The organism is Beggiatoa leptomitoformis, from assembly GCF_001305575.3.
GTDB lineage: Bacteria > Pseudomonadota > Gammaproteobacteria > Beggiatoales > Beggiatoaceae > Beggiatoa > Beggiatoa leptomitoformis.
Map to the genome: position 1 here is coordinate 1785457 of NZ_CP012373.2, position 26081 is coordinate 1811537.

24 protein-coding genes are annotated in these 26081 nt (G+C 40.2%); 8 read left to right on the plus strand and 16 right to left on the minus strand.

Going from position 1 to position 26081, the window contains the following annotated elements; translation table 11 throughout:
• Window positions 1-8: 8 nt before the first annotated feature.
• Window positions 9-1079 (minus strand): efflux RND transporter periplasmic adaptor subunit, encoded by a 1071-nt coding sequence (locus AL038_RS07470; RefSeq protein ID WP_062151216.1) that lies wholly within the window; start codon window positions 1077-1079, stop codon window positions 9-11.
• A 591-nt stretch (window positions 1080-1670) separates the two neighbouring features.
• On the opposite strand from AL038_RS07470, the gene AL038_RS07475 reads away from it, so the two are divergent.
• Genes AL038_RS07475 through AL038_RS07485 form a run of 3 tightly spaced genes read left to right on the plus strand, consistent with a single transcriptional unit; the run spans window position 1671 to window position 3941 of the window.
• Window positions 1671-2393, plus strand: a complete 723-nt coding sequence (locus AL038_RS07475; protein WP_083991462.1) for an LOG family protein — start codon at window positions 1671-1673, stop codon at window positions 2391-2393.
• Window positions 2394-2410: 17 nt separating this feature from the next.
• Window positions 2411-2773, plus strand: coding sequence for a DUF2782 domain-containing protein (locus AL038_RS07480; protein WP_083991463.1), 363 nt, complete (start codon window positions 2411-2413; stop codon window positions 2771-2773).
• Between the two features lie 49 nt (window positions 2774-2822).
• Window positions 2823-3941 (plus strand): homoserine kinase, encoded by a 1119-nt coding sequence (locus AL038_RS07485; RefSeq protein ID WP_145917072.1) that lies wholly within the window; start codon window positions 2823-2825, stop codon window positions 3939-3941.
• Window positions 3942-4030: 89 nt separating this feature from the next.
• Here the strand turns inward: AL038_RS07485 and dsrK are convergent, their stop codons facing one another.
• From dsrK to AL038_RS18270, 11 genes are all read right to left on the minus strand, one after another.
• Entirely contained in the window at window positions 4031-5512 is a 1482-nt protein-coding gene (gene dsrK, locus AL038_RS07490; protein ID WP_062151222.1) for a sulfate reduction electron transfer complex DsrMKJOP subunit DsrK, read from the minus strand.
• Window positions 5513-5563: 51 nt separating this feature from the next.
• Entirely contained in the window at window positions 5564-6265 is a 702-nt protein-coding gene (locus tag AL038_RS07495) for a respiratory nitrate reductase subunit gamma (protein ID WP_062151225.1), read from the minus strand.
• A gap of 251 nt (window positions 6266-6516) precedes the next feature.
• On the minus strand, window positions 6517-6849 hold the full coding sequence (locus tag AL038_RS07500) for a TusE/DsrC/DsvC family sulfur relay protein (RefSeq protein ID WP_062151227.1): 333 nt from the start codon (window positions 6847-6849) through the stop codon (window positions 6517-6519).
• 23 nt (window positions 6850-6872) lie between these two features.
• On the minus strand, window positions 6873-7178 hold the full coding sequence (tusB, locus tag AL038_RS07505) for a sulfurtransferase complex subunit TusB (RefSeq protein WP_062151230.1): 306 nt from the start codon (window positions 7176-7178) through the stop codon (window positions 6873-6875).
• Between the two features lie 8 nt (window positions 7179-7186).
• Window positions 7187-7570, minus strand: coding sequence for a sulfurtransferase complex subunit TusC (gene tusC / locus AL038_RS07510; RefSeq protein ID WP_062151232.1), 384 nt, complete (start codon window positions 7568-7570; stop codon window positions 7187-7189).
• 13 nt (window positions 7571-7583) lie between these two features.
• Entirely contained in the window at window positions 7584-7976 is a 393-nt protein-coding gene (gene tusD / locus AL038_RS07515; protein ID WP_062151235.1) for a sulfurtransferase complex subunit TusD, read from the minus strand.
• A 579-nt stretch (window positions 7977-8555) separates the two neighbouring features.
• Window positions 8556-9050 (minus strand): J domain-containing protein, encoded by a 495-nt coding sequence (locus AL038_RS07520; protein ID WP_062151238.1) that lies wholly within the window; start codon window positions 9048-9050, stop codon window positions 8556-8558.
• Between the two features lie 104 nt (window positions 9051-9154).
• On the minus strand, window positions 9155-13264 hold the full coding sequence (locus AL038_RS07525; protein ID WP_062151241.1) for a glycosyltransferase: 4110 nt from the start codon (window positions 13262-13264) through the stop codon (window positions 9155-9157).
• A gap of 161 nt (window positions 13265-13425) precedes the next feature.
• Complete coding sequence (locus tag AL038_RS07530) at window positions 13426-14643, minus strand: ATP-binding response regulator (RefSeq protein ID WP_062151243.1); 1218 nt, start codon at window positions 14641-14643, stop codon at window positions 13426-13428.
• A 37-nt stretch (window positions 14644-14680) separates the two neighbouring features.
• Complete coding sequence (dut, locus tag AL038_RS07535; protein WP_062151245.1) at window positions 14681-15139, minus strand: dUTP diphosphatase; 459 nt, start codon at window positions 15137-15139, stop codon at window positions 14681-14683.
• A 253-nt stretch (window positions 15140-15392) separates the two neighbouring features.
• Entirely contained in the window at window positions 15393-16142 is a 750-nt protein-coding gene (locus AL038_RS18270; RefSeq protein WP_062151247.1) for a pathogenesis-related family 1 protein, read from the minus strand.
• A gap of 434 nt (window positions 16143-16576) precedes the next feature.
• Here AL038_RS18270 and AL038_RS07545 point away from each other — a divergent pair, with 434 nt between their 5' ends.
• Window positions 16577-17065: a MarR family winged helix-turn-helix transcriptional regulator gene (locus AL038_RS07545; protein WP_062151249.1), complete on the plus strand. Its 489-nt coding sequence runs from the start codon at window positions 16577-16579 to the stop codon at window positions 17063-17065.
• A 72-nt stretch (window positions 17066-17137) separates the two neighbouring features.
• Here AL038_RS07545 and AL038_RS07550 read toward each other — a convergent pair whose 3' ends face one another.
• Complete coding sequence (locus AL038_RS07550; RefSeq protein ID WP_062151251.1) at window positions 17138-17593, minus strand: sulfur globule family protein; 456 nt, start codon at window positions 17591-17593, stop codon at window positions 17138-17140.
• A gap of 295 nt (window positions 17594-17888) precedes the next feature.
• Between AL038_RS07550 and AL038_RS07555 the strand changes: the two genes are divergently transcribed.
• Complete coding sequence (locus tag AL038_RS07555) at window positions 17889-18206, plus strand: hypothetical protein (protein ID WP_062151253.1); 318 nt, start codon at window positions 17889-17891, stop codon at window positions 18204-18206.
• 252 nt (window positions 18207-18458) lie between these two features.
• On the opposite strand, the gene AL038_RS07560 is transcribed toward AL038_RS07555, so the two are convergent.
• Together AL038_RS07560 and AL038_RS07565 are read right to left on the minus strand one after the other, a co-directional pair.
• A complete protein-coding gene (locus AL038_RS07560) occupies window positions 18459-19316 on the minus strand; it encodes a DUF2726 domain-containing protein (RefSeq protein ID WP_161575451.1) in 858 nt (285 codons plus the stop codon).
• Window positions 19317-19449: 133 nt separating this feature from the next.
• On the minus strand, window positions 19450-20523 hold the full coding sequence (locus tag AL038_RS07565) for a TRAP transporter substrate-binding protein (RefSeq protein WP_062151258.1): 1074 nt from the start codon (window positions 20521-20523) through the stop codon (window positions 19450-19452).
• A gap of 259 nt (window positions 20524-20782) precedes the next feature.
• Between AL038_RS07565 and AL038_RS07570 the strand changes: the two genes are divergently transcribed.
• Window positions 20783-20992 carry a hypothetical protein gene (locus tag AL038_RS07570; protein ID WP_145917073.1) on the plus strand — a complete coding sequence of 70 codons (210 nt, stop codon included), beginning with the start codon at window positions 20783-20785 and terminating at the stop codon, window positions 20990-20992.
• Here the strand turns inward: AL038_RS07570 and AL038_RS07575 are convergent.
• Window positions 20984-21732 (minus strand): IS5 family transposase gene (locus tag AL038_RS07575; protein WP_201800096.1). Its coding sequence is split into 2 segments (ribosomal slippage): window positions 20984-21318 and window positions 21318-21732, totalling 750 coding nucleotides; the frame shifts between segments, so codons are not numbered across the junction. The two genes, AL038_RS07570 and AL038_RS07575, sit on opposite strands and share 9 nt — an antisense overlap.
• Before the next feature lie 188 nt (window positions 21733-21920).
• On the opposite strand from AL038_RS07575, the gene AL038_RS07580 reads away from it, so the two are divergent.
• The gene (locus tag AL038_RS07580) at window positions 21921-24908 is read left to right on the plus strand and encodes a type I restriction endonuclease subunit R (protein WP_062151261.1); all 2988 of its coding nucleotides are present in this window, start codon (window positions 21921-21923) and stop codon (window positions 24906-24908) included.
• Window positions 24898-26070, plus strand: a complete 1173-nt coding sequence (locus AL038_RS07585; RefSeq protein ID WP_062151264.1) for a restriction endonuclease subunit S — start codon at window positions 24898-24900, stop codon at window positions 26068-26070. Before AL038_RS07580 ends, AL038_RS07585 begins: the two co-directional genes overlap by 11 nt.
• Window positions 26071-26081 lie beyond the last annotated feature (11 nt).

A 26081-nucleotide genomic window follows, 5' to 3' on the forward strand; every position in this document is an offset into this window, starting at 1 on the left:
CAGACAGACTAACTTGCGGGTTTAGCAGGTGCAGCCGTTGGTTTTTCGGCGACAGGCTTGGTGATAACACGAACATCAGCACCATTACGGAGCTTAATTTGTCCATCCGTTACAACAACATCACTGGTGGTTAAGCCTTCTACTACCTCCACATCACCCGTCCGACGTTTACCCAAGATGACTTTAGTTAATTGCGCTTTATTATCAACAAGTTTAAAGACAAAGCTATCATTTCCTTGTGGAACAATCGCTTGTTCTGGAATGACGATGGCATTTTTCCGTTCTTCTAATAGCAAGCTCACACGGGCAAACATACCGGGTAATAGTTTTCGGGCGGGATTTGCAACCCGAGCGCGTAATAAAATCGTTCGTGTATCCTCATCAACACGCGGGTCGGATGCGTACAATTGCCCTTGAAAAACTTCGTTAGGGTAGGCATCCACCCGTAGATTAACCGCTTGTCCGCTTTTAATTTGGGTTAAGTACCGCTCAGAGACACGAAAATCGATTTTAATCGTATTAATATCGACTAAGGTCACTAAATCTTCCCCCGCTTTGATATACGCGCCTTCGCTGATATTACGGAGGCTTAATATTCCACTGAATGGTGCAGGAATACGGGTTTTATCCAAAGAGACTTGAATTAATGATTGTCGAGCGCGAGACTCGTCCAATTTAGCTTTTGCCTCATCATAAGTTTGGCGACTGCCTAAATTTTTGTTAAGCATATCTTTTGAGCGTTCAAAATTGAGTGCATTTAAATTAACGGTTGCAGCACTTTCTGCCAATTGAGCGCGATATTCTGAATCATCCAATACAACAAGTGGTTTTCCCTTTTCAACAGTCTGCCCTTCCATAACATGTAAGGTTTGAATTCTGCCATCAAGTTCTGAACGGATAACAACACTCTCTTCTGCTTTTAGTGTACCTATGGCGGTAGCATCAATAATAACCGTATCCACTTGAACAGGCGTTGCTTCAACGGGCATAGCAGGAGGCGGTTGTTGAGCATTAGAAAATGGCGAAATAAGCGCACTTATCCCCAACAAACTTATAAGAAAATAACGATAACTAGACATACAAAACACTTTCCTATCGTATAAATTTGGCGTAAATATAAAAAATGACGAAGCGTCAAGTTGAAGAATGACTATCGCTTGCTTAAAGCAGTTTGTCAAATTGACCTATTGTCCTAACTAGGATAGATTTTACAATGCAACAGTTGATAGTAAATATATATTAATTATAATAATTCAATCTGTAAAAATAAGAATTTGTGTGATTTAACAGATAAAACGAAGGGCTTTTAAGTTGTATTTAATTTTTGATAATCCTAGAAATCTCGATTTATAAAATTTTTTCACGGTCATTATTAATACTTTCGCCGCCACATCAGGGTGATAATGTTGCTCTCTAACATTGCGCAATCTCAAAAATTATAGCCTTGAGTCTTGCATTCACTGCCAACGTTTAACTTGATTGAATTATTAGCCGTTGAGTTAAGAAAAAGGAAAATTTACGCGCAATTCAGTCAATTCTGATTTAGATAAATACATTATTAATTATGGGATTAGATTAAATATTAGGCGTGATTATCGACACTATGACACAATTATACGTCCATTTTTATATTTAGTGATTGCTGTTTACTTGCAAGGTATTGATAGACTATGACAAAACGCCCAACGCCATTAATGCGTCCTCCGCTTCGCAATCGTAGCGATGTCTCTCAAGGACGCGAAGCATGGCGAATTTTACAAATTATGTCGGAATTTCTTGAGGGTTTTGAACGTCTATCAGATGTTGTTCCAGCCGTCACGCTGTTTGGCTCGGCACGTTTTCCTGCTGAACATCCTTATTGCCAACTAGCTGAAAAAATTGCCAAAGAATTATCCGATGCGGGGTTTGCCATTATCAGTGGTGGTGGACCGGGTATTATGGAAGCTGCGAATAAAGGTGCGTTTGCAGGAAACTCGCCCAGTATTGGTTTAAATATCTCCTTGCCTCATGAACAATCGGCTAATGCTTACCAAGATATTGCGCTTAATTTTCGGCATTTTTTTGCGCGTAAAGTGATGTTTGTGCGCTATTCTTCAGCTTATGTCGTTTTACCGGGTGGATTTGGGACATTAGATGAGCTTGCTGAGGTGCTTACGCTTGTACAAACGCATAAAATTCCGAGAATTCCTATCATCCTTGTATATCGTGAATTTTGGCAGGGATTATTAGACTGGATACAAACCGTTTTAGTAACACACCATACTATTTCGCCCGAAGATTTAGAGTTAATTACGATTGCAGATGATACTGAAACCGTTGTAAAAACCATCTTTGATTATTATGAAAAACGCGCAGAAAATGCCGAAACAGTCACCGATTTATTTAACTTGTAAATGATAGGGATATTATTATGCGAAAAATATACAATTTTCTTGTGTTTATTTGCCTGTCTTGTAGCCTTCAGGCAGAAGACAGTGTACCTACCCCGCCTAACATTTTGGCTACGCCCACTGCACCAGTGGAAAAGACAACCCAAACAACTGAAGAACAGCCCATTGAACGAATAGAACCCGAAGTTACCGTTATTCGTAAAGCGGACAAAACGATAGAAGAATATCGTGTTAATGGACAATTAACCCTCATTAAAGTAACGCCTAAAGTAGGTGTTGCCTACTATCTTGTTGATATGGATGGTGATGGAACGTTAGAAACCAGTCGTTTTGCGTTGGATAACAGCCCTTATTTGAACCAATGGATTTTATTTTCTTGGTAATTGTAAAAAACACGTGCCTGATAAATAACGTATAAAAACATGAGGATTTATGTCGAAGCTCATTTACAACAAAATAACCATGATTGCCCCTGCTCAAATTGCAAACTTTGGGGGACTGTTTGACCGCGCGGGAAAACTATGCTGTCGTCCACCACTGGGTGCGTATGATGCGGAAGGTGGACCTGGTAACTGGATGCAAATTGAGCGTTTATCAGGCAAAAAAGGGGTTATCGAAGTCGATATTCTTGTCCGCAAATGTGATGCTGATGGTTTTTGGGATAACCCTGTAACATTCAGTAAGTTATTGGATGAAATCCGTCAACATCCTGAAAAAGATGTAGTTCGTTTACTCACGCAGGCAACTTGCCACAAAATCGCAGAGTTGACAGACAAACCGATACAAGATGGTTTTCGTATTACCATTATTATTCATACCCCAAATGGACAAACAGGCTTAGGCTTAGGCGGTAGTGCTTCGAGTGCGGCAATTGTCATAGGGATTGACGCGCTGTATGGTTCGCCAATTGCGGATAGTAATGAAGGACAAAAAACGCTCTTACGTTTAGCGGCAGAAGGGGAACGCATTGCCGCAGGACGGATTTTCTTTGATAACGTTGCGCCATTAATTGTCAAAGGAGATTTAATTTATATTCCGCCGACACTAACGGGTGAACCGAATGTTTTTTCGCTTAACTGTCCGCCAAATTTGCATGTGGTGACAATTACGCCAGATTTTGCTATTAGCACATCACACATGACGGCTGTCTTGAAAGATAAAACCGTTGGTTGGCAAACGGCTGAAACGGCAGGCGATCATAAAATGGAAGTGATGCGTGCGTTACTGACACAAGATTTAAACTTGTTATTAAAACACGCGACAAATACCATTATTGAACCCATACGTGGGCAACATATTAAGGGCTATAAAACCGCGCAATCGGTTGTACAAGAGATGAATGCAAACGACCCAGAAAACCCTCGTTATGCACTCGGTATTAGCGGTTCTGGCCCTACTATGTATGTAATGACAGGTTCAATTGAAGAAGCAAATCAAGCAGGTTATGAAATTCATAAAGCGTTAAATGAGCAGGAACAAGTCTATAGCTGGTGGTTTTGTCACAGCGTTAATCCTAATGGTGCAGAAGTGATAGGACGAGAAAGCCATTAGTGATTGACTGATGGAAGCCTTGTAACACGCGACAAACAGGCATAACAACATGTCCCCGCGTGAAGAAAGGCTACCAAACCAAAACCCGTTTATCTCATCACCAGAGCATCTCCGACTAATTGATGCAAACTCATTACTTGCACAGTATTAAAGCCATAATAAGGCATTACGGTATTGAATTGTGTTTTACAAATAGCACAGATTGCAATGAGGTGCGTTACTTCATGTGCTTTTACCACAGCATGTAAGGCTTCCATACGCGGTAACGCGCCCTTTACCCGCAAGGCTAATAAATCATCTGTTAGCAAACCGCCACCGCCACCACAACAAAATGTTTTGTCATGCGTTGTATTTACAGGCATTTCATAAAAATGGTTTGCAACCTGTTTAATAATCTCGCGGGGAATGGTGAATTGTCCGCCCGCTTGTTGTCCCATGCGAGACGCACGTGCGATGTTACACGAATCATGAAAAGTAAGAATTCGCTTATCATTTGCGGACTTATCTAGTCGCAGTGCATTACGTTGTAATAAATCGTATGTGACTTCGCAAATATGTTGTGGAATGGGGTAGCGTGGGTCGAGAAAATTAAAATCACCAACCAGTGTTTGCAAAAAATGATAGGCAACCCGCCAAGCATGACCACATTCACCAAAAACAATGCGTTTTACACGTAAAGCAATCGCCGCTTCACGAATCCGTTGGGCAATTTTCTGCATATTTTCATAACTACCCGTGAATAATCCAAAGTTTGCGGCTTCTGCTGCATAAGAACTGAGTGTCCATGCAATCCCCGCTTGATGGAAAACTTTGGCGTAACCGATTAAACCATCAATATGAGGTTCTGCAAAAAAGTCGGCTGATGGTGTGATGAGTAACACCTCTGCGCCAATATTATCCAAAGGTAAACGGACAGTTACTCCCGTTTCTAAATAAATATCGTCTTCTAAACTGGCGAGCGTGTCGCGTAATGCTGGCTCTGGAATCCCTAAATTATTTCCTGTTTTTAAAACTTTACCTATCACTTCATTGCAATATTTTTGTCCTTTGCCAACCACGTCGAGAATTTCTCGCGCTGCCATCGCAATTTCTGCCGTATCTATGCCATAAGGGCAAAAGACCGCACAACGTCGGCATTGGGAGCATTGATGATAATAGGTGTACCAATCGTCTAGGACAGCCTTGGTTAAATCGGTTGCACCAACTAATTTAGGAAAAAATCGCCCTGCAAGGGTGAAATAACGACGGTAAACATTGCGAAATAGATCTTGTCGGGCAACAGGCATATTTTTAGGGTCAGCCGTACCAATAAAGTAATGGCATTTATCTGTACATGCACCACATTTAACACAAGCATCTAAATAAACCCGTAATGCTTTATTTTGTTTAATTAATTCGCCCATTTTCTGGATGGCTATCGGTTGCCAATTGTCCAGTAATTCTGCGGGGTAGCCTAAGGCAGTTTGTACCGCAGGTTTGGCAATATAGGGGGCTGTATCGCGCATTGCATCGGGCTTGAGCGCGGGTGCAGTGGGGTAGGCTCTGAATAAGGGAACGTCAACCGTTGGCATAGAATGCTCCAAAAATAGCGTATTTCACTGCGGTAAAGATGCAAAATGAGGCTATTTGCGGCGGTTGTCAACGTGCTGATGGCTGGGGGTAAAAAAAATGCTGGGGGCGTGAAGTAATTTACTAAAGGGAAAAATGAGCATGAGAAGAATAACACTACTGAGATGAAGCAGTAATACGATGTCTGTTGGTAAAGGCGGTTGTTGCCAATTTAATTGTAATAAGCTGATAATAAATGTTTTTAATTGCACAATATCGGTGTGAATGACAAATGTCATCAATAAGCCAGTGATGCCAATAAACAGAAATAAAATCAGTAATAAGTAATCTGATGGGTTGCTGATATAGCGAATACGTTCAAGGATAATACGCCGTAATAAGAGTCCAATTAGTGCGAATAACATGATAAAAGACGCATATTTACCCATTGGTTGTACAGTGAACACCCATGTAGGAACGGGGTCAAGAAAATAGCGTAAATGCCGTAACATGATAAAAATTAAAGCGGTATGAAACAGCCAGCCAAATAACCAAAGCCATTTATTTGCACGAAAAAGGCTGCGAAACAGGATAGTTTCTGTCAATAAGCGCAATGCAACACCCCGACGGGTTAATGGTGCAGGCATCAGGGGGATATTGAGTGGGGCGGGTGTTTTGGCGTATTGATAGACTTTTGCAGTTACGCCTAAAACAAAAACGGTGCTTGCAATGTAGAAAAGTAATGTATAAAAAGCTGTCAGTATAGTAGTTATCATGGTAAACAGGTTGTTACAAAATTACTTGTGTTCTGATACAAACAGGGTTTGCGCTTTATATAACATAAGCAGACGGATAACACCATTTGCAGCGATGTTATAGTAAATGCACTATAAAAAATACAGCGGGTTAGCAATCCTGTGAGGGCTGCTAACCCTAAATTTAAATCACGTTATGGCGCGTTTGCTATATCCATATTACTGTTATTAATTCGTCTATTCTTACTTATTTTGAGCGTCTGCGTAAACGATTATACGCAACCCGTTGGTTTGGGTAATCCTGCAAAACGACAAGCCTGTTTAGCGGGACCTAAGGGAAATAAATCATATAAATACTTACTATTGCCTTTTTCAGCCCCTAATTTTTTGCCGATGGCTTTGGTTAAAACACGCACTGCAGGCGCAATTTGATATTCTTTGTAATACTCACGTAGGAAGTTAAGCACTTCCCAATGATTATCAGTGAGTTCTAACTCATCTTGTTTGGCTAATGCGTTAGCAACTTCAGGGCTCCAATCCTCCAAATTGCTCAAATAGCCTTCCTCGTCCGTGTCTAATAGCTTGCCATTGACTTCAACGGTCATGGTGTCATCCTCGTGTTATGTAGTTATACCCATGCTTGTACAGCATGATGGGCAATGGTTAAATCAACAAATCCCGCATAATCAACAGATTGAATGCCGTCTATGAGCGGTTTATCGTGCATTCCTCGGGCATATAAATCGGGGGTTAGTACATAAATTTTGTGCGTTTGTAACGCGCTAGAAACTAATTTTTCATAGTTTGTGCCTTGCAATGCCACATAAACGGCATCTTCATATAGCAAAATACTGCTATCTGCTTGTGCAAAGCGTAAACAACTCTCTAATGAATTTTTTTCAAAAGGCGATTTATTCACCGTATGCAGTAACATAAGCCCTCCTAAAAGCTGAAAATAATGTCGTGTTCTTCCATTAATGCCGTTATTTGTTCGGTTTCTAAGACGGTAACGGGAACAATTAAGTCATCTTCGCTTAAACCACGGGCGGTCATCGCCGTTTTATCAACATATAATTTATTGACATCATAATCGTCTAACGCGCGATAAGCAGGTGAAAAGTTTTTCATACCAATCCCTTGTGTATCTTGGTTTTTTTTCAGTTGAAAAACGCCATCATCTAAAAAAACAAGACTCACATCTTGTTCAAATGCGGCGGCAATCAATACCACTTCTAAGGATTCCAGCGCGTAAATAGTGCCATAAGGTGCGCGACGATTCACATAAAGAAATTTTTTAACTTTACCACTATCCATTTCATCACTCATGATAACGCCTCTCTTAATCGCCAAAGACAATCAGTCTATCCGCTTGAATACCTGCTTCAATGAGTTGTCCTAATCCAGAAATGCGAAAGCCTTCAGCAATATTATTTGTATCTTTGCCATTATGTTGGGCTTCTTTCGCATCCAAAATCCCGCGTCGTTGAGCGGCGGCGACACAAACAACCAAATCAATTTGATGTTGTTTAGCTAAGGCTGACCAACGATTAACGATGTGACGGTCATCTTGTGGCGGAACGGTTAGGCGCGTTGCGTTGTTCACGCCGTCGTGATAGAAAAAAATGCGAAAAATACTATGTCCTTTGGCTAACACAGCTTGAGCGAATTGATAAGCAGAATCAGATGCTTGATGTTGATAAGGCGATTCATTCACCATAATGGTAAATTTCATGTGTTCTCCTTCAATAGACAGAAGAGAATTGAGAAAAAATGTTTTGCATTGCAACATATTAGTAAATTATTTATCACTAATATACTAAATTAGATTGTTGGCTTAGAGAAGTCAAGCGACTTTATTCGTTTTAAAAATGCAAGAATATTAAATAGCTTATAAAGATGTCATTTACGAATCGTGCTAAATAGAAAAGGATAACTGTTATAATTGGTCTATATTAGAATTTTTAGACTGGAGGGGGATAAAAGTGACAATGTTAAAAATTCTGGTTGTCGGATAACCTGGAAAATGCTGATTCAGCGCGTTTTGCATCAAAAAAGCAACTTGTTCTTGTTTGTTTAATCGTGTTAGAGACAGGGATGTTGCGAAAATTCATTAAGTGCTAGGAAGTGATGTTTTTTTATCTGTGTTAAATAGACACCTTGCAAAAGTAATATGGATATCATTGTATTAAGCAGTGTTATCCGTTGTACATTTCCTTTTATACCGTTGCAGGGCATCTCATTTCTCAGATTGGTTAGCAAGTCTTGATTGACACAAGCAATGAATGAACTCACCATCTTGAGTAAGAAGGGTTTATCGCAGGAAAAAATAAGCGGCTGCACCACCCGCAATCATAACAGCAGCAATGAGAATGAATAACGTTTTATTATTGCCAGCTTCTCCCTCTACGACCGCCTTTTTAATACCACTGAGTTTGCTGACAGCAGTAAATTGTTCACTAGTGAGCAGGACATCGCTATAAGCACCATAGTTTTTACTGAGTTCTTCTAGTGCGCGATTAATCAGTAGTTGTTTAGAGCCTTCTTTGGTGGCTTGGAGCTTTTTGTTTGCGGCTTGTTGAAGTTGTTTTTCTTCTACAGGTAAATCAAGCCCTAAGATGTTGTAGTAGCGTAACGCTTTGTCGTAGTTTTTCCGACTTCCGTCCGCCGCCAGCACTTGATAAATGCGTTTAATCGCCATTTTCTGGCGGTCATTACTGGCTTTTTGCAGTGCAAAACCCATCGCTTTTTTAATGTCTTCTTCCGTTGCTTCGGGTGTTACGCCGATAATGTCATAGTAGCTTTTCATTATTTATCTGTACCTTAGCTATAACCACAAAATATTGTAGTGGGTATGGTATAACACGGTGTTTTATCTGTAAAGACATCGCGTCATCTGTGTTAATATGTTGATTAAGTAGGTTTTACTCGTTCAAATAGGGTTTGTAAGTAGCGTTTAATCGCTGTTTCGCCATAGTGTTCTTCTATGTATTCGCGCCCGTTGTTAGCGAGCTTTTCCCATAATCCAGCATCCGTGTACAAGCGACAAACTGCCTCTGCAAAGCTATCGGGGTCGTCAGCAATGAGGGCGGTTTCTCCATGTAATAATCCCATGCCTTCTGCACCGATAGTTGTGCTGACAACGGGCAATCCTAGCGTTAAGGCTTGTCCTAGTTTGCCTTTCATTCCTGCCCCATAGCGTAAGTAGGAGACAAAAACGCGCCGTTGGGCAAATTCGGGGTCAACTTTATCCACCCAACCGATTATTTTAATGTGTTGATTGGCAAGTGTACGCATTTTGTCACGGAGATGACTGCCAAGAATGTATAGTTTTATGTCAGGTAAACGGGCTTGTACTTTAGGCAAAACGTGTTCTATGAAGTAGTAAACAGCATCTTCATTCGGTTGGTGGTTATAGTTGCCAATAAAAACCAGTCCGTCACGTTCTGCATAGCTTGTTGGTGCGGGGGGAACGGGTAAATGGATATTGGGAACGAGCGAATAGGCTAGATTAGGTAATTCTTGCTGTAAATGCTGTCCGTCGTCGTCTGTGACGGTGAGTACATGGTCAGCCAATAAGCAATTAGCCAATTCTTTACGTTTTAGTGCGTGGGCGTGAATCACTAATTCGGGGTCGTTTTCAATTTCAGCACGACGCAATTCGCGCACGTAGTGAATATCCACCGTATCATAGAGGATTTTGGTTTTTGGACTGACCAGACGCACAAAAGGTATGTAACGGTGTCCTACGTCAACACGGCAAATAATTGCATAGTTAAAGTGACGGTGTGCAAGTGCGTCTGCAATAGAGTAATTACCATAAAAAACTTCCACGCCGTGCTGTTCTAAAGGATGACGATATTTTGGGTTACCATCTTGGTTGTCCGCAAAAAAGGTAACGCGATAACCCATTGTTACCATCATTTTTAGCCAACAATACATACGAAGTGAGCCAGAATCTTCGTCAAATGTGGGTAACGTGGCATCAATAACGAGAATACTGGGTTTAGTGTATGGATTTATAACCGCATCTAAGCTATTGGCAAAAAATGTGTGTTTAGTGGGAAGTGCCGCTTGCCAGTGGTGATAGAAATGGCGTGCGTCTGTATTCAGTTCTGCTTCTGTGAAGTATAAAGAGGCTTGTTCGTGGTAATAACAGAAAGTTGCTTGATAATGACTGCTCAAGCCCTGTTCACGCAGTTGCCAAATCAGGTCAGTGAGTTGATATAGCGAGGTGCTGTAAGCATTGAGGCGTTCTAAATTAGCGTTTTTTAAGCTGTTGGCGCGTAAGGTGATAAGGGTACTATTGCCTGCTTGAATCTCACGTTCAAAACGATGATAAGGATGATGAATATTCTCACCCGTCGGCGCGCAATGAATAATTCCTTCTGATAAAACAACAGCATATCCAGCACGGATGATGCCATTTGATTGTTGTTCCGCAGGGACTAACAAGGCAACATTTGTTTGCGTAAAAATATCTATTGCTTGCTGTATAAGACTTTCATCAGGAAGTGCCGTAACTGCAATACGCCAAAGCAATTGATGCCCTGAGCTATGTTGTTGCATCCCGCGTAAATCTTCAAGAAATGTATGTGTTTGTAAAACAGTAATTCCATGATGCTGACAATAGCGTTGTATTTCGCCACTGACTGTGCCTGATAAAACAAGTTGCCCTTGTGTCTTGGTACGTGCCAATGCCTCACCAAGATGGGTTATTAAATTATGCAAGGTTAACAGTAAAGTGCTGGGTACTAACTCAGTAATGAAAAAGAGATGCGGTGCGTTGGCTTGTCCTAATGTGTCTGGAAAAGGTAAATCCAGCAATTTTTGGGTGAGCCATTTAGGTAACAGATGCGGTGTTGTGTCTATAACGACATCAGAAAGTTGTTGTGATTGATTAATAACAGGTTTATTTGGATGACACCATACGGCAATGCAGGTGCTATCAGTTGCATCGGGCGACTCAATTTCAATTTGGTAGGTTTTATCCATAGAGTCTGTAAGCGGTTCAAAAAAGACAGGATAGTAGCGATTATCAAAAACCTCCATGGCTTCAAAAGAGATATCGCGAACCACGTCCCCTGTGTCTAATAAACGGATTAATACTCGTACACGGCTAGGATTAACTCTTACACAAGTCGCTAATAATAAATCAATTCTAAAAAAGTTATTTAACGCGCAATAGGTTGTAAAAACTAAGGGTTTTTCTGGCAACAGGAAAAAAGGGATAGTTCCTAATTTTGCCACACCTTCCATAAATTGTGGTTTTTCTACGCTGCCTGCAATGCACATATAGGTTGGATAAACCGTAGATAAAGGGCGCGGTTTAGGAATAGGTAAGGTTAACCCTTGTTTTTGGACACTGGTTAGTGCCAATTGTTTGGCAATGTGGCTGGTTGCATTAACATAGCCTTCCACATGTTGATGGAGTTGTTGCGCTTGATGTCCAACGGCTTCAGCTAACCCTCGATAACGTCGCACAAAATGCCAACGCGAGGTAGTCAAATGATGGAGTAACTCCATGATATGTGCTTGCAAGCGTTGATAATCTTCTGTTATCGCAGGAATAAATTGTTGTTGTTGATGTTGTTCCCATGCCGTTAACTCACTTACTTTATTACGAATCCATTCCGTGAGATGTTGATAATCACTTAATACACTGTCTGGTGAACTTGCTAAGGTATAAGCATGAGGATAGCGTTCTAATAATCGGTCAAAGGCAGGTCTTCCCATGCCTACCGTGATTTCTTTACTCAATTGATGGAGTGTATTTTGTAATTGTTGTGTATGTTGTTCACGTTGAATAGCGCGTTGTTGTAAATCAGAGGCTTCTTCTTCAACTTGTGCAAGAGTGATTTGTAAGCGATTAATTTGCTTGGCTGATTTTTGTTGTGCGTGGCTGTATTCTTCTTGCAAGGCGGTGAATGCCGTTTGCACAGTAACCAACTGTTGCTGTAATGCTGTTTGTTGTTGATAAAAATAAGTTTCTTGTTGCGCAAATTTTTGAGTTTGTTCGTTATATAAGGCTTGCAGTTTGGTATATTCCGTTTCGTAACGCTCTCTAACGATACTGTATTCATTTTCGTAACGGTTTTGCATTGCCGTTGACTGTTCACGGTGTTCTAACAGTTGATTTTGTAATTGTAGCGTTTCTAGTTGCTTTTCTTGTAATTTATATTGTAATTCATACTTATCTTGTTGCGCGTCTTGAGCGGTTGCACGACGTTCTTGGCTAATCATCCAATAATCAGTTAAAACGTTGAGTTGTTGTTCTTCTGTTAAAGAAAGAATATGTTTAGCAATGATTTGTTGATATGCCGCGTGCCAACGGGTTTTATCCATTTCGCGGGTAATTTGGCTATTTCCCCACACTGCGTATTCTGTCGTGATACGGTTAAGATGGTAAAAACGGCAGTGTGTTGATAGGCGTATGAGCATATCCCAGTCTTCAAACGCGTCAAATTGTTCATCAAAGCCATTCAGTTCTAACCATAAATCACGGTCTATCAGTAAGTTAATCAATGGGATATAGTTTTCATAACGGAGGCGATTGGCATCAAAACCATCATTAAAAACTTTTAGCGGGTTTTCTTGGAGGAGTACTGTTTCACCTAATAAATCCCGCTGCATTAAACGGCAACCTGAGTAAACCACAGGCGCATCAAAATGTAGTGTAACTTGTTCTAAACGTTGTAAATGGTCAGATAGATAAATATCATCATCATCTAAAAAGCCAATCATATCGCCTTGTGCCGCTAAAACACCAATATTTCCTGCTTTCGCACGTCCTTGACTGGTTGCATGATTAATTAAATGTAAATTTAAATCAGGAAATTGGGCAATCACATCATCCAGTGCAACGCCGCCATCATTGACCACGATAATTTCATCAGGACGACGTTTCTGTTCCGTTAAACTGCGCAGACTGCGGGTTAATAATTGGGGACGGTCTTTGGTACGAATAATAATAGAAAGACGTAAAGCAACGGTGGTGGTTCTACGACGACGGATTTTTAGCATAATGGATATGAGTAGATAATGAGATTATGGCAATTGTAAGGGCGGTGCATCTGCCATTCGGCTAAGCTGAATGTAGGCGCGGCGTTATATGCACAAAACCGTTTTAATAGTTGGTATGCGCGAGGATAAACCGCACCAGATTAATGGAGTAGCGTCTGTGCTTATGGTGTGTGATTGGCGGATTCTAGGGGAACATCAAACCAGAAATTACTCCCTTCACCCAAAACACTTTCTAAACCAATGCGTCCCCCCATATTTTCTACAAATAATTTAGCAAGGGCGAGTCCCATGCCCATGCCTTCATGAATACGGGTTGTTGAACTGTCTGCTTGTGTGAAAGGGTCAAAAACATGCTGTTGTTTTTCAAGCATAATACCTATACCCGTATCGATAATTTCAAGGTGTATCCATAAATCACGTTGTTCACCTTCAATTTGTTCTAAAGGCATTACTTTAATAATAACACTACCTTGACGGGTAAACTTGACTGCATTATCTACTAGTTTAGTCACCGTTTCAAAAAGGTAATCATGATTACCGCGCACCGTTTTATTTAAGGCTGGAGCAACATCGATAATAATATTTAATTGTTTCACTTCGGCACGTTCAGTTAAATCCCCTTGTAATACATTACGAATTAACTCATCAATCCGAAATTCAGAAATAACTTGACGCGGGTCACCTTTAGACTGTTGGGAGAAATTTAACATATCCGTCAAAATTCCCATTAATTGTTTACCCGCTTTGCGCACGGCTTTAGCGCAATGTATTTGCTCGTCGTCTAAATTAGTATCTTCAATAAGGGTGTCTGTCATGCCAAGAATGACATTCATGGGTGTACGAAATTCATGACTGATTTTATGTAAAAACTCTGATTTCATCACCGAGGCTTGTTGCGCTCGGTCATAAGATAAGTGTAAAACTTCTAATAACGATTGGATTTTTTGGGTTTTATAAAGCACTTCACGCTCTAAATTTTTCCGTAAATGCGCCAGTTCCAAATGGGTACGCACTCGTGCCAATAATTCGTCTTCTTGAAAGGGTTTACTGACATAATCCACGCCACCTGTCAGAAATGCCCGAACTTTATTTTCCGTATCATCTAAGGCTGAAAGAAATAGAACAGGTACTTGTTCTAAGCTAGGAATGCGTTTTAATCGCTGACATGTTTCATAACCATCCCAGCCTCCCGGCATAATGACATCTAAAAGAATTAAATCAGGATTGTATTTAACGGCGGCTTCTAAGCCAGCATCACCATGATGGGCAATAATGACCTCAAAATTGTGCTTACGCAAAATGACATCCAAAATCTTTAAATTCAGTGAACTGTCATCAATGATGAGGATAAGAGGGCGGTTAGAAAGTTGGTCTATCATAGTTCACTACATGCTGTAAGGTGAGGGAAGGGAAAACCTATTGTCTGCCAGTATGTCCAAATCCACCTTCACCCCGTTGGCTCATTTGGCTAAAGGTATCAACTAGCTGTAACTGTACTTGGATAATTGGCACAAACACCAATTGACATAGACGTTCACCGGGGTTAATTGTAAAGGCTTGCTGACTGCGATTCCAGACAGCAATTTGAATTTCGCCTTGATAATCAGAATCACATAGCCCAACCAAATTGGCGAGAACAATACCATATTTCGTGCCTAAACCTGAGCGGGGTAATAATACTGCCGCCAGTGTTTTATCATGAATATTAATGGCAATCCCACTACCAATTAATCGTGTTTCCCCTGCTTCAAGAATGACTGGCTCACTTAAACAAGCCCGCAAATCCATGCCCGCTGCACCATCCGTTGCATAAGTGGGTAAAGGAATGCTATTTCCAATCAGTGGATTAATAATTTTAGCTTCAATCTGTCGCATAGTTGTTATATTAAGTGCAGATACTCAACCATATCTGCTTATTTTAATTATAAAAAGGAGAGGACGAAAAGAAAATTCGCAATCACTTTAAGAGGTCGTCATCAACTAACAAATACTGAAGCGATAACATTAACATGGTAAGGGTAATCACAGAACCTAAGCACGCTCCTCAACCCTTTACATGAACAAGGATAAAATTGCCACCGTTTAGAAATTGTTTAGCCTTATCAATGATGTTATTTGATGATAATCCCTAATAAGGTTTAGTCCCCACATAATTACCGGGTGGGTTGTAATTACAAACCCATACTTCCGTATTGCCACAACTGGCTTTACCACACCCAATTTCTGCACTCGCCTGCCACACGACTTGAGTGTAATGCCCGCAAACCTTACCCGCTTTGCAACGATTATTAACATAATCATAATCTTCAACTTCACTTGCCCACAAATCAACAACACGCTCAGGGGTAAGACCCATACCTGTGCTAGCGGCGATATTTTCACCATATCCGCCCTGATAGCTATGTTCTAAAGGACATCCCTTTGTTTGTAATTGATTTGCCCAGCGTTGCGCAACACTTGCAACATCCACAGACCAGCGAACGGCAGAAACATTTACCTTTTGCCGCCAACGATTATGCGCTGCAACCATTCCCTTAAACGCAGCGGGTTCATTAACATCTTCTGTTACAGTAGAGGATTGTAACACGGGCGTTGCAAGGGTTGGTTGTGGTTCAACTGAAACAGGGGCAGGAATGGCGGGCGGTGGAGTCGGTGTTGTTGGCACTGCGACACCCTCTACAGCGGGTTTATTTTTTAGCTCATCGGCTAATGCAGGGTCGAGTTGACGTGGCGATTCTACAACGGGGTCAATCACTTTTGATTCTGTTGGTTGTGATTGACGGGTTGCCGTATTCATCGATGGTTTATGATTACTACAGCTACTGGTTATACTCAATACGATTACTATCGCCATCTTATAAAAAACAGATTTTTGCATGATGATTTCCAGTCCCCCAATGATTCAATAAATACGCAATATCCACCTGCAAAATAGACCATTTTGCCTTTTACAACGAGAAAATAAAGCACAAAGTGAGCAAGTTATCTGCTGTGTTATTAAGAAACAGATTGAATTCTTGTTATATACATAAGCATTTATTAATACCTATTTAGATATTAACCTTGAAACTAAGGATTAAAGCTGAACTTGACCACACTTTTTTCTTTAGCCCTATTCCGCAGTTATGTTTTTTTCATCTCTCTCCTGACGGAAAAAGGTATTCTCAAAACAAGGATTGGCATTAAACAGTGGTATTAGTAAAGTCGCATTGCTAATTCGGTAGTTAAAACAACTAAACGATGTCATTTTGCCACAGAACATCGTGGATAAACAGCTAGACATCAAGACTCCTTTCTAGGCATGGCATACTCATGATAAATAAAAATACACAAACGTTGAACTTAGAAGACTTATTCTCTTTTCAACTGATGCGTTTATCCAACGTGTTAGCACTTGGAGCATCTCGTTATTACACAACACGTTTTAATATTGGTTTAACAGAATGGCGTGTATTAGCAACTATCGCTCGTTATGCGCCCATTTCAGCACAAGAGGTAAGTAAACGCACAGGGGTTGATAAAGGTTGGGTGAGTCGCGCAGTGAATAGTTTACTCAGCCGTCACTGGATTATTCGTGAGCCGAATCCTGAAGATGGACGTATTTTAAAACTGACCTTAACAACTGAAGGGATTGCTGTTCATCAAGAAGGCATAAGCGCGGCTACAAAGCGACAGAAACGACTGCTTACCAATGTTTCTATTACAGAACAACAATTATTAATGGATTTATTGATTCGTTTACATCAACAAGCAGTTATTATGCTAGAAGAACAAGAATCATTAGATAAACAAGGAGGATAAGGCAAGTAAACCAGAAATGCAAAAGGGGCAAATACATCACCCCTTTTTTCTAAAAATAACACTGCATTATTTTTATTTTGCTTCAGGCGCGGCGGGGGCAGGAACACTCGCTGGAGGAACTGCACCATAAGGGGCGACACCATAGCCTGCGTAGGGCGCGGGTGCATAACCACCACCATAAGGCGCAGCACCATAACCTGCATAAGGCGCGGGCGCAACACCATAACCAGCATAAGGCGCAGGTGCGTAACCACCATAAGGTGCAGCACCGTATGCAGGTGCAGGCGCGTAGCCACCGTAATAACCGGGATAGCCACTATAGTTGTAATTGTTATATTGACGACCATAACCACGACCGCCACCGCCCATGCTCATGTTGAAATCACCCCAACCTGAACCATCAAAGGGACCCCATTCATTGTTGCCCCAACCTGAACCAGGGCCGCCCCACCATGCATGAGCAGGCGCAGCCACAAAACCTGCACCAAGAACGGTAGATAATGCTAACACTTTGGCAATTTTTAACATTAGACTTCTCCTAAGGTTTTGTTTGTTTCAATTAATACGTAACATAAGCAACGACCACTTAGACCATTGTGCTAAATATAGTAAGCACAAATCTTGTCCAGTCAGTAATAATATAGCGTCACTGGTCAATGCAGAAATCATCTATTAGAAACATCTAATATACGCTTTGAACTATACACCTATAGCAGAATATTAGCAATAACTAATAATTGGCTTTTTTGATATAACAAGTTGAATTTTTTCATAGGTTACTTCGCTATCAACGACAGTTTAATGCAAATTTAAGGAGAATAGTGTGAAAAAAATAATATGGGCATTTATTGCGTTTTTTTTGAGTGCGCATCCTCTGCTAGTAACAGCAGAAACTGATGACGCAATGATAGAAATAACAGGAAAAGTTGTCAGTTTATCCATAGAAGGTGGATTTTTTGGCATAGAAGGTACACAGGGAGAGAAAATAAAACCATTGAATTTACCTGTTTTATTACAAAAAGAAGGGCTGTTGGTTTGGCTAAAAGCCCGCAAAACCGAAACAACCGTCGGAATTCATCAATGGGGACAATATGTAAATATACTAGAAATCAGTGTATTACCTGAAAACTGTATAAAATAAAGGGATACATTGAAGGACAATTACCAAATTTGCCCGCTCTTTAACCTACTTCGTTTACAGAGCGGGAATAAGCACCTGAATAAATCCTTCTTAAAAGCAGCAGCTTAAAAAGCATTTTTTTAACTTTGATTACCTAATGCTACTCATGCACGAAAATTATTCATAGTTAAATCATACTGGTTACGGCGGAGATTGCACACCGTTTTACTGATAAACACTTTATAGAAGCTTATTAAACGTATTTTACTTATTCTACAACGGAAAAACGGTTTTACACTGTGGATAATGACTACATGCTAAAAAATGCCTTCCTGCATACTGTCCATTTTTTGGGGAAACACGTTTCATAGTTGCTCCACAAGTAGGACATAATTTTTCTGTAACTGTATTAACAGCTTGTAGTGATAACTTCAATATTTTTGTCAATTGTGCCTGTAATTCTTGGCTATCATATTGCTCACGTAACACAATATGCACAATAGGAATATTTGCCGTTTCTAATACCTTATCAACAAATTTATCATGCAACTGCGTACTTAACGGTTTTTCCGCATCAAATACCTCCTCAACAGCAATAACCCCACATATCGATGCCGTGTCGCTTGAACAAATAACAAAATCTAACCGTTTTTGTCGTAGCCGTTCAAGGGCGATTCGTTTCGCCTTCACCTCCAAATCAGGAATAGTTTCTAACACCTCAGCAAGATGTACTTTAGCCAATAAGATATATGGTTGCCGCTGCAATGCTTGCTGTAACGCATTGAATAACACCATTTCTGCGACGGATAGTAATGTTAATTTTGCCTGATAAGGATAACTATGCTCGCCTAAATGCCCTGTTTGTAGCTGTTGTGCTATTGGATATTCTGATGTAATTACAGCGGGATGTGTTAATACCTGCTTCTTATCGCTTTCGCCATAAATAGCAACATCAGGTAAATTAGTCCGATATAAATTTCTATACCACCAAAAACCCTTACGATTTTTATAACCTGCACGCGGTGTATTAATAAAAGCTAAACTATCCTGTTGTCGCTGATAATACCCATAAATCAATATGATAACTAACAACAATCCCAATACAACCAAACCAATTAATTTAATATCCATAATTTCCATTCAATAATCTTAATATAAATAATATCTTATACGTATCATCTGAATAAAACCGAACAAATAAAAAGGCAAGTTATAAAGGGTTCTTCCCTTAATGACTTGCCTTTAACAACATTAATAATACCGCTTATTCTTTCAACGCGTTGCTATAAGCATCATCTGAAACAACGGTCCATGCGTCATTATCTGCTTGGAATGCCAAGAAAGAATCATAAACTTTTTTAAACAAAGGGTCTTTTCCTGCTTCTTCGGCTAAAACCTCTTTTGTTAAACGATGCAATTCCTTTAACACATCAGCAGGAAAGGGCAATATTTGTACTTTGTATTTCTCTTTCAACTCACGCAGTGCTTTATTATTAGAAGCCTCAAATTCTGCGTACATGGTAACATTTAAAGAACTTGCCGCACTTTCCACAATTTTTTGTAAATCAGGTGGCAAAGAATCCCATGCCTTCTTATTAACAATAACCTCTAATACCGTACCGGGTTCATGCCAACCGGGATAATAATAATATTGTGCTGCACGATACAACCCTAAGCGTTCATCATGGAAAGGCCCAACCCATTCCGTTGCATCGATAGTTTTCCGTTCTAACGCCGTATAAATCTCACCACCCGCGAGTAAAACAGGTGTTCCCCCTGCTTTAGCAATAACTTTGCCACCTAAACCGGGAATCCGCATTTTCAGACCTTGTAAGTCTTTAACACTATCAATTTTCTTATTAAACCACCCGCCCATTTGTACGCCCGTATTCCCACCGGGAAAAGGCACAACCCCAAATGGAGCATAAACTTCCTGCCACAATTTTAACCCATCACCATAATAAAACCATGCGTTCATGGCTTTTGCCGTCATCCCAAACGGAACGGCGGTCATAAACTGCGCTGCAGGCACTTTACCCGCCCAATAATACGCAGCCCCATGTCCTAACTCGATAGTACCTTGCGAAACGGCATCAAATGTTTGTAATGCAGGCACTAATTCGCCACCAGCAAACACCTGAATTTTGATGCGTCCATTACTCATGGTTTCGACATCTTTGGCAAAACGCACAACCCCTGTTTGAAAAATAGGGAAATTAGGTGGCCATGTCGTCACCATTTTCCAATTAAACGTATCAGCGGCATAGCTTGGCAAGGCAGCCGTTAGCATTGTTAATGCACCTAACAAGGGCATTAACCAGCGGGTTATCTTAATCATAAAAACTCCTTTGGGGGTTCACTTTTATTGTGTTATCTCAAACGGCTTAGTTTGAGTCGCCCTATTATTGTCTTAATTCATCAAAATTAAAACCCTACAAAAAAAACTAAAATAACCTGCATTCGACGCGTAATTTTTTAAACTTCAGCCTGTAGGGTGGACATTGCTCACGGCTGTGTTTGTCAGACAGAAGTTTTTGGGCTATAGTTGCGAAACTCTATGTTTACTAATAGTTATTTTATACAAGTAGGATTTTGGAGTGCGGTTAGACCGCAGAATTGCGGTTTCATTCAACGGTGGATTTCTTCAACAATTAGCTGACCACAATCTACGAGTACGGCAGATAACCCACATTTTAATTTATGAGGTGCATTTTATGCTGGCAACAACGGTTAAAATTTCAGGGCAAGGGCGGGTGATTATCCCTAGAGCCTGTCATCAAATAAGAAGGGTTAAAGGTTCAAGCTAAAAGAATCAAGGTAGAAGCCAAATAAACCCCACTTAAGAAATTCCTAGCGCGTTTATCATATCGTGTAGCTATTGCACGATATTGCTTTAATTTACCAAAGAAATGCTCGATTAAATAACGTGCCTTATAAAGAGCTTTATCATAATCAGGTGGATTTAAACGATTTTTCCTGAACGGAATCACAGGTTCTATGCTTTTCTGTTTTAAAACATCTCTAACCCGTTCATCAGCATCATAAGCCTTATCAGCCAATAAAGCGTTTGCCTTTATCTGAGGAATAAGAGCATCAGCCCCTTCAAGGTCGCTTGCCTGTCCCGCAGTCAAAAAAAAAGGGTCGGATTGCCCAGTGCGTCAACAACGGAGTTAATCTTGGTACTTAAACCCCCTGCGCTACGTCCAATGGCTTCATCCGCGCCACCACCACTACTATGTTGATGCGCTCTAACTATAGTGCTGTCTATCATGGCATATTCGTTATCAGCATCGGCACTTAGTATCTTGAAAACACGTTCCCAGACACCTTTCTGAGACCAACGACTGAAGCGGGTATGGACAACACGGAAATCACCAAAGCGTTCGGGAAGGTCGCGCCAAGGAATGCCACTGCGATAACGGAATAGAACAGCATCAATAAACAAGCGGTTATCTTTAGCCGTCATCCCGACATGTCCTTTACGCCCAGGGAGTAGCGGTTCTAGTTTTGACCATTGTTCATCGGTTAAGGCATAGCGACGACTCATTGTTTTATCCTTGGCGATATCTGGGTATATACCTATAATATAACACTTTTTACTATTTGATGACACGCTCTAAGAATATTGTTGATTCACTGCATTTCGAGCAGCTTTGCAAGCCTGCTGCCAGACGGTTTTACGAAGTTTCGTAGCAGGTAGAACGTGGCTAAGTTTTGACGTTAGAGGAATTATTTATGCTTGAGCAAGACATCGAAGATTTATTGATTGAAAAATTAAACGACCTTAAATATATCTATCGTGCTGATATTCGTGACCGCGCAACCTTAGAACAAAACTTTCGCCAGCATTTTGAAGCGTTGAATCATATTCAACTAACGGATAAAGAATTTAGTCGGCTGTTAAATCAAATTACTCTCCCCGATGTTTTTACGGCGGCCAAATATTTACGTGAACGGAATAGTTTCGAGCGGGATGATGGTACGCCACTACATTATACCCTTGTTAATATTAAAGATTGGTGCAAAAATACCTTTGAAGTTGTCAACCAATTACGCATTAATACTAATAATAGTTATCATCGTTATGACGTGATATTGCTGATTAACGGTGTGCCTGTGGTACAAATTGAATTAAAAACCCTCGCCATTAGTCCCCGACGCGCAATCGAACAAATTATTGATTATAAAAACGACATCGGCAACGGCTACAGTAAAACCCTGCTTTGTTTTATACAACTGTTTATCGTTAGCAACCGCAGCGATACATGGTATTTTGCTAATAATCACCATCGGCATTTTAGTTTTAATGCGGATGAGCGTTTTTTACCCATTTATCAATTCGCTAATGAACATAATCAAAAGATTACCCATTTAGATAGTTTTGCTAAAGAATTTTTATCTAAATGCACATTGGGCGAAATGATTAGCCGTTACATGGTGTTGGTAAACAGCGAGCAAAAATTGCTGATGATGCGCCCTTATCAAATTTATGCGGTTAAAGCCATTGTCGATTGCATTCATCAACATTGTGGCAACGGTTATATTTGGCACACGACAGGCAGCGGCAAAACATTAACCTCGTTTAAAGCCGCTACCTTACTCAAAGATAATCCTGATATTGATAAATGCCTATTCGTGGTTGACCGCAAAGATTTAGACCGCCAAACACGAGAAGAATTTAATAAATTTCAAGAAGCTTGTGTTGAAGAAAACACCAATACAGCCGCCCTAGTACAACGATTGCTTTCTGATGATTACGCCGATAAAGTCATCGTTACCACCATCCAAAAGCTCGGGCTTGCGCTTGATGACAATAGCAAACACGACAACGGAAAAAAGAAACACAACTATAAAGCGCGTTTAGAAACACAACGGAATAAACGCATGGTATTTATTTTTGATGAATGCCACCGCTCGCAATTTGGCGAAAATCACAAAGCAATTAAAGCCTTTTTTCCCAATGCGCAATTATTTGGCTTTACAGGCACACCAATTTTTGAAGAAAATGCCAGTTATCAACAGGTAGAAGGACAACAAGCCTCTCATAAAACAACCAAAGATATTTTTCAAAACCAACTACATGCCTACACCATCACCCACGCGATTGAAGACCGTAATGTCTTACGCTTTCATATTGATTATTACAAAGCTGAGGGCGAAAACGCCCCAAATGCAGACACCATTATTGCCAAGCAAGCCATCGTCGATGCGATTTTTACCAAACACAACACTGCCACGAATGAACGCAAATTTAACGCGATTTTGGCAACGGCTTCAATTAATGATGCGATTGAATATTATGAATTATTTAAAACCTTACAAACACAAGCGCACAGCGAACATAATGATTTTCAACCGCTGAATATTGCCTGTATTTTTTCGCCACCTGCGGAAGGCAACAAGGATGTAAAACAATTACAGGATGATTTGTTACAGGAAAAAGCGGATAACGAACAAAACCCCGAAGAAAAGAAAGCCGCGCTTAAAATCATCATTGACGACTATAATGCCCGTTATAGCACTAATCACAGCATTAACGAATTTGATTTGTACTATCAAGACGTACAAAAACGCATTAAAGACCAACAATATCCTAATAGCGATTTGCCACACACGCAAAAAATAGACATCACTATTGTTGTAGATATGTTATTAACGGGTTTTGATTCTAAGTATTTAAATACGTTGTATGTTGATAAAAAACTTAAATATCATAATCTTATACAAGCATTTTCGCGTACAAATCGCATTCTCAATGATACTAAACCTTATGGCAATATTTTGGATTTTCGCCAGCAACAAACCGCTGTTGATACGGCTATCGAATTGTTTTCTGGACATACGGCTAAATCGGCTAAAGAAATTTGGTTAGTTGATGATGCTGCGACGGTGATAACAGCGTTAGAAGATGCCATCAGAAACTTGGATAATTTTATGGTTTCTCAGGGGTTAGAGAATACACCCAGTGCAGTGCCTAATTTAAAAGGCGATGTGGCCCGCAGTCAGTTTATTAAAGCATTTAAGGAAATACAGCGCGTTAAAACGCGACTTGACCAATACACCGATTTAACGGCAGAGAATAAAGCATACATCGAGCAAATGTTGCCCAAAGACCAGTTGCAAGGTTTTAAAGGGGTTTATTTAGAAACGGCGCAACAACTGAGAGAATTACAAGATAAAAAAGGCAATACAGCCCCCGCAGAAGTGCAACAACTTGATTTTGAGTTTGTTTTATTCGCATCTAGCATTATCGATTACGATTACATTATGTCGTTGATTGCGCGCTATTCGCAACAACCGCCTGATAAACAGGCAATGAGCCGTGAAGAATTGATTAATTTGATTCAATCCGATGCTAAATTTATCGATGAGCGTGAAGATATTGCCGAATATATCAAAACCTTAGAAACAGGCAACGGCTTGGATGTGCAGAACATTCGCACGGGTTATGAACATTTTAAGGCAGGGAAACAAACGCGCCAATTAATGACGATTGCAGATAAATATGGTTTAGAACTGAGTAGCTTACAAAGTTTTGTAGATGCTGTGTTGCGTCGAATGGTTTTTGATAGTGAACAGCTTAATGAATTATTCGCTCCCTTGGGTTTAGGTTGGAAAGCCCGAGGACAAAAAGAGTCGGCTTTAATGGATGATTTAATTCCATTATTGCATAAATGTGCTAAAGGTCGGGAAATTTCGGGGTTAGTGGTGTATGAACAGTAATAAGAATTTGTTAGTGCCTAAATTGCGCTTTCCTGAGTTTTTGGGGGCGGGGGGGTGGGAGGGGGAAACATTGGGGGAAATAGGAGAAAATTTAGACTCTCAAAGAGTTCCTATAACAGAACAATATCGAATTAAAGGTAAAATTCCATATTATGGTGCATCTGGCATCATAGATTTTGTTAAAGATTTTATTTTTGATGAGGATTTACTCTGTATCTCAGAAGATGGCGCGAATTTAGTTACACGTACATATCCTATTGCATTTTCAATATCGGGAAAAACATGGGTAAATAATCACGTGCATATTTTAAGATTCAAAAATAAATCAACACAGTCAATGGTAGAAAACTATTTAAACTCAATAAGATTAGACTCATATTTAACAGGAATGGCACAACCTAAATTAAATAGGGCTAAATTAGATATTATTCCTGTTCCTTTACCTTCTCTCCCCGAACAACAAAAAATTGCCGATTGTCTCACCTCGCTTGACGACCTCATCATTTCAGAGACGCAACAGCGCGACGCGCTTAAACGTCATAAAAAGGGATTGATGCAACAGCTTTTTCCCGCAGAAGGCGAAACTGTTCCTAAATTGCGCTTTCCTGAGTTTTTGGAGGCGGGAGAGTGGGAGGGGGAAACGTTGGGGGAAATAGGAGAAAATTTAGACTCTCAAAGAGTTCCTATAACAGAACAATATCGAATTAAAGGTAAAATTCCATATTATGGTGCATCTGGCATCATAGATTTTGTTAAAGATTTTATTTTTGATGAGGATTTACTCTGTATCTCAGAAGATGGCGCGAATTTAGTTACACGTACATATCCTATTGCATTTTCAATATCGGGAAAAACATGGGTAAATAATCACGTGCATATTTTAAGATTCAAAAATAAATCAACACAGTCAATGGTAGAAAACTATTTAAACTCAATAAGATTAGACTCATATTTAACAGGAATGGCACAACCTAAATTAAATAGGGCTAAATTAGATATTATTCCTGTTCCTTTACCTTCTCTCCCCGAACAACAAAAAATCGCCTCCTGCCTCTCCTCCCTTGACGACCTCATCACCGCCCAAGCCCAAAAAATTGCGGCACTGAAAAAACACAAAAAAGGACTGATGCAACAACTCTTTCCCAAAACGTCTGAACTGTGATTTATATGATT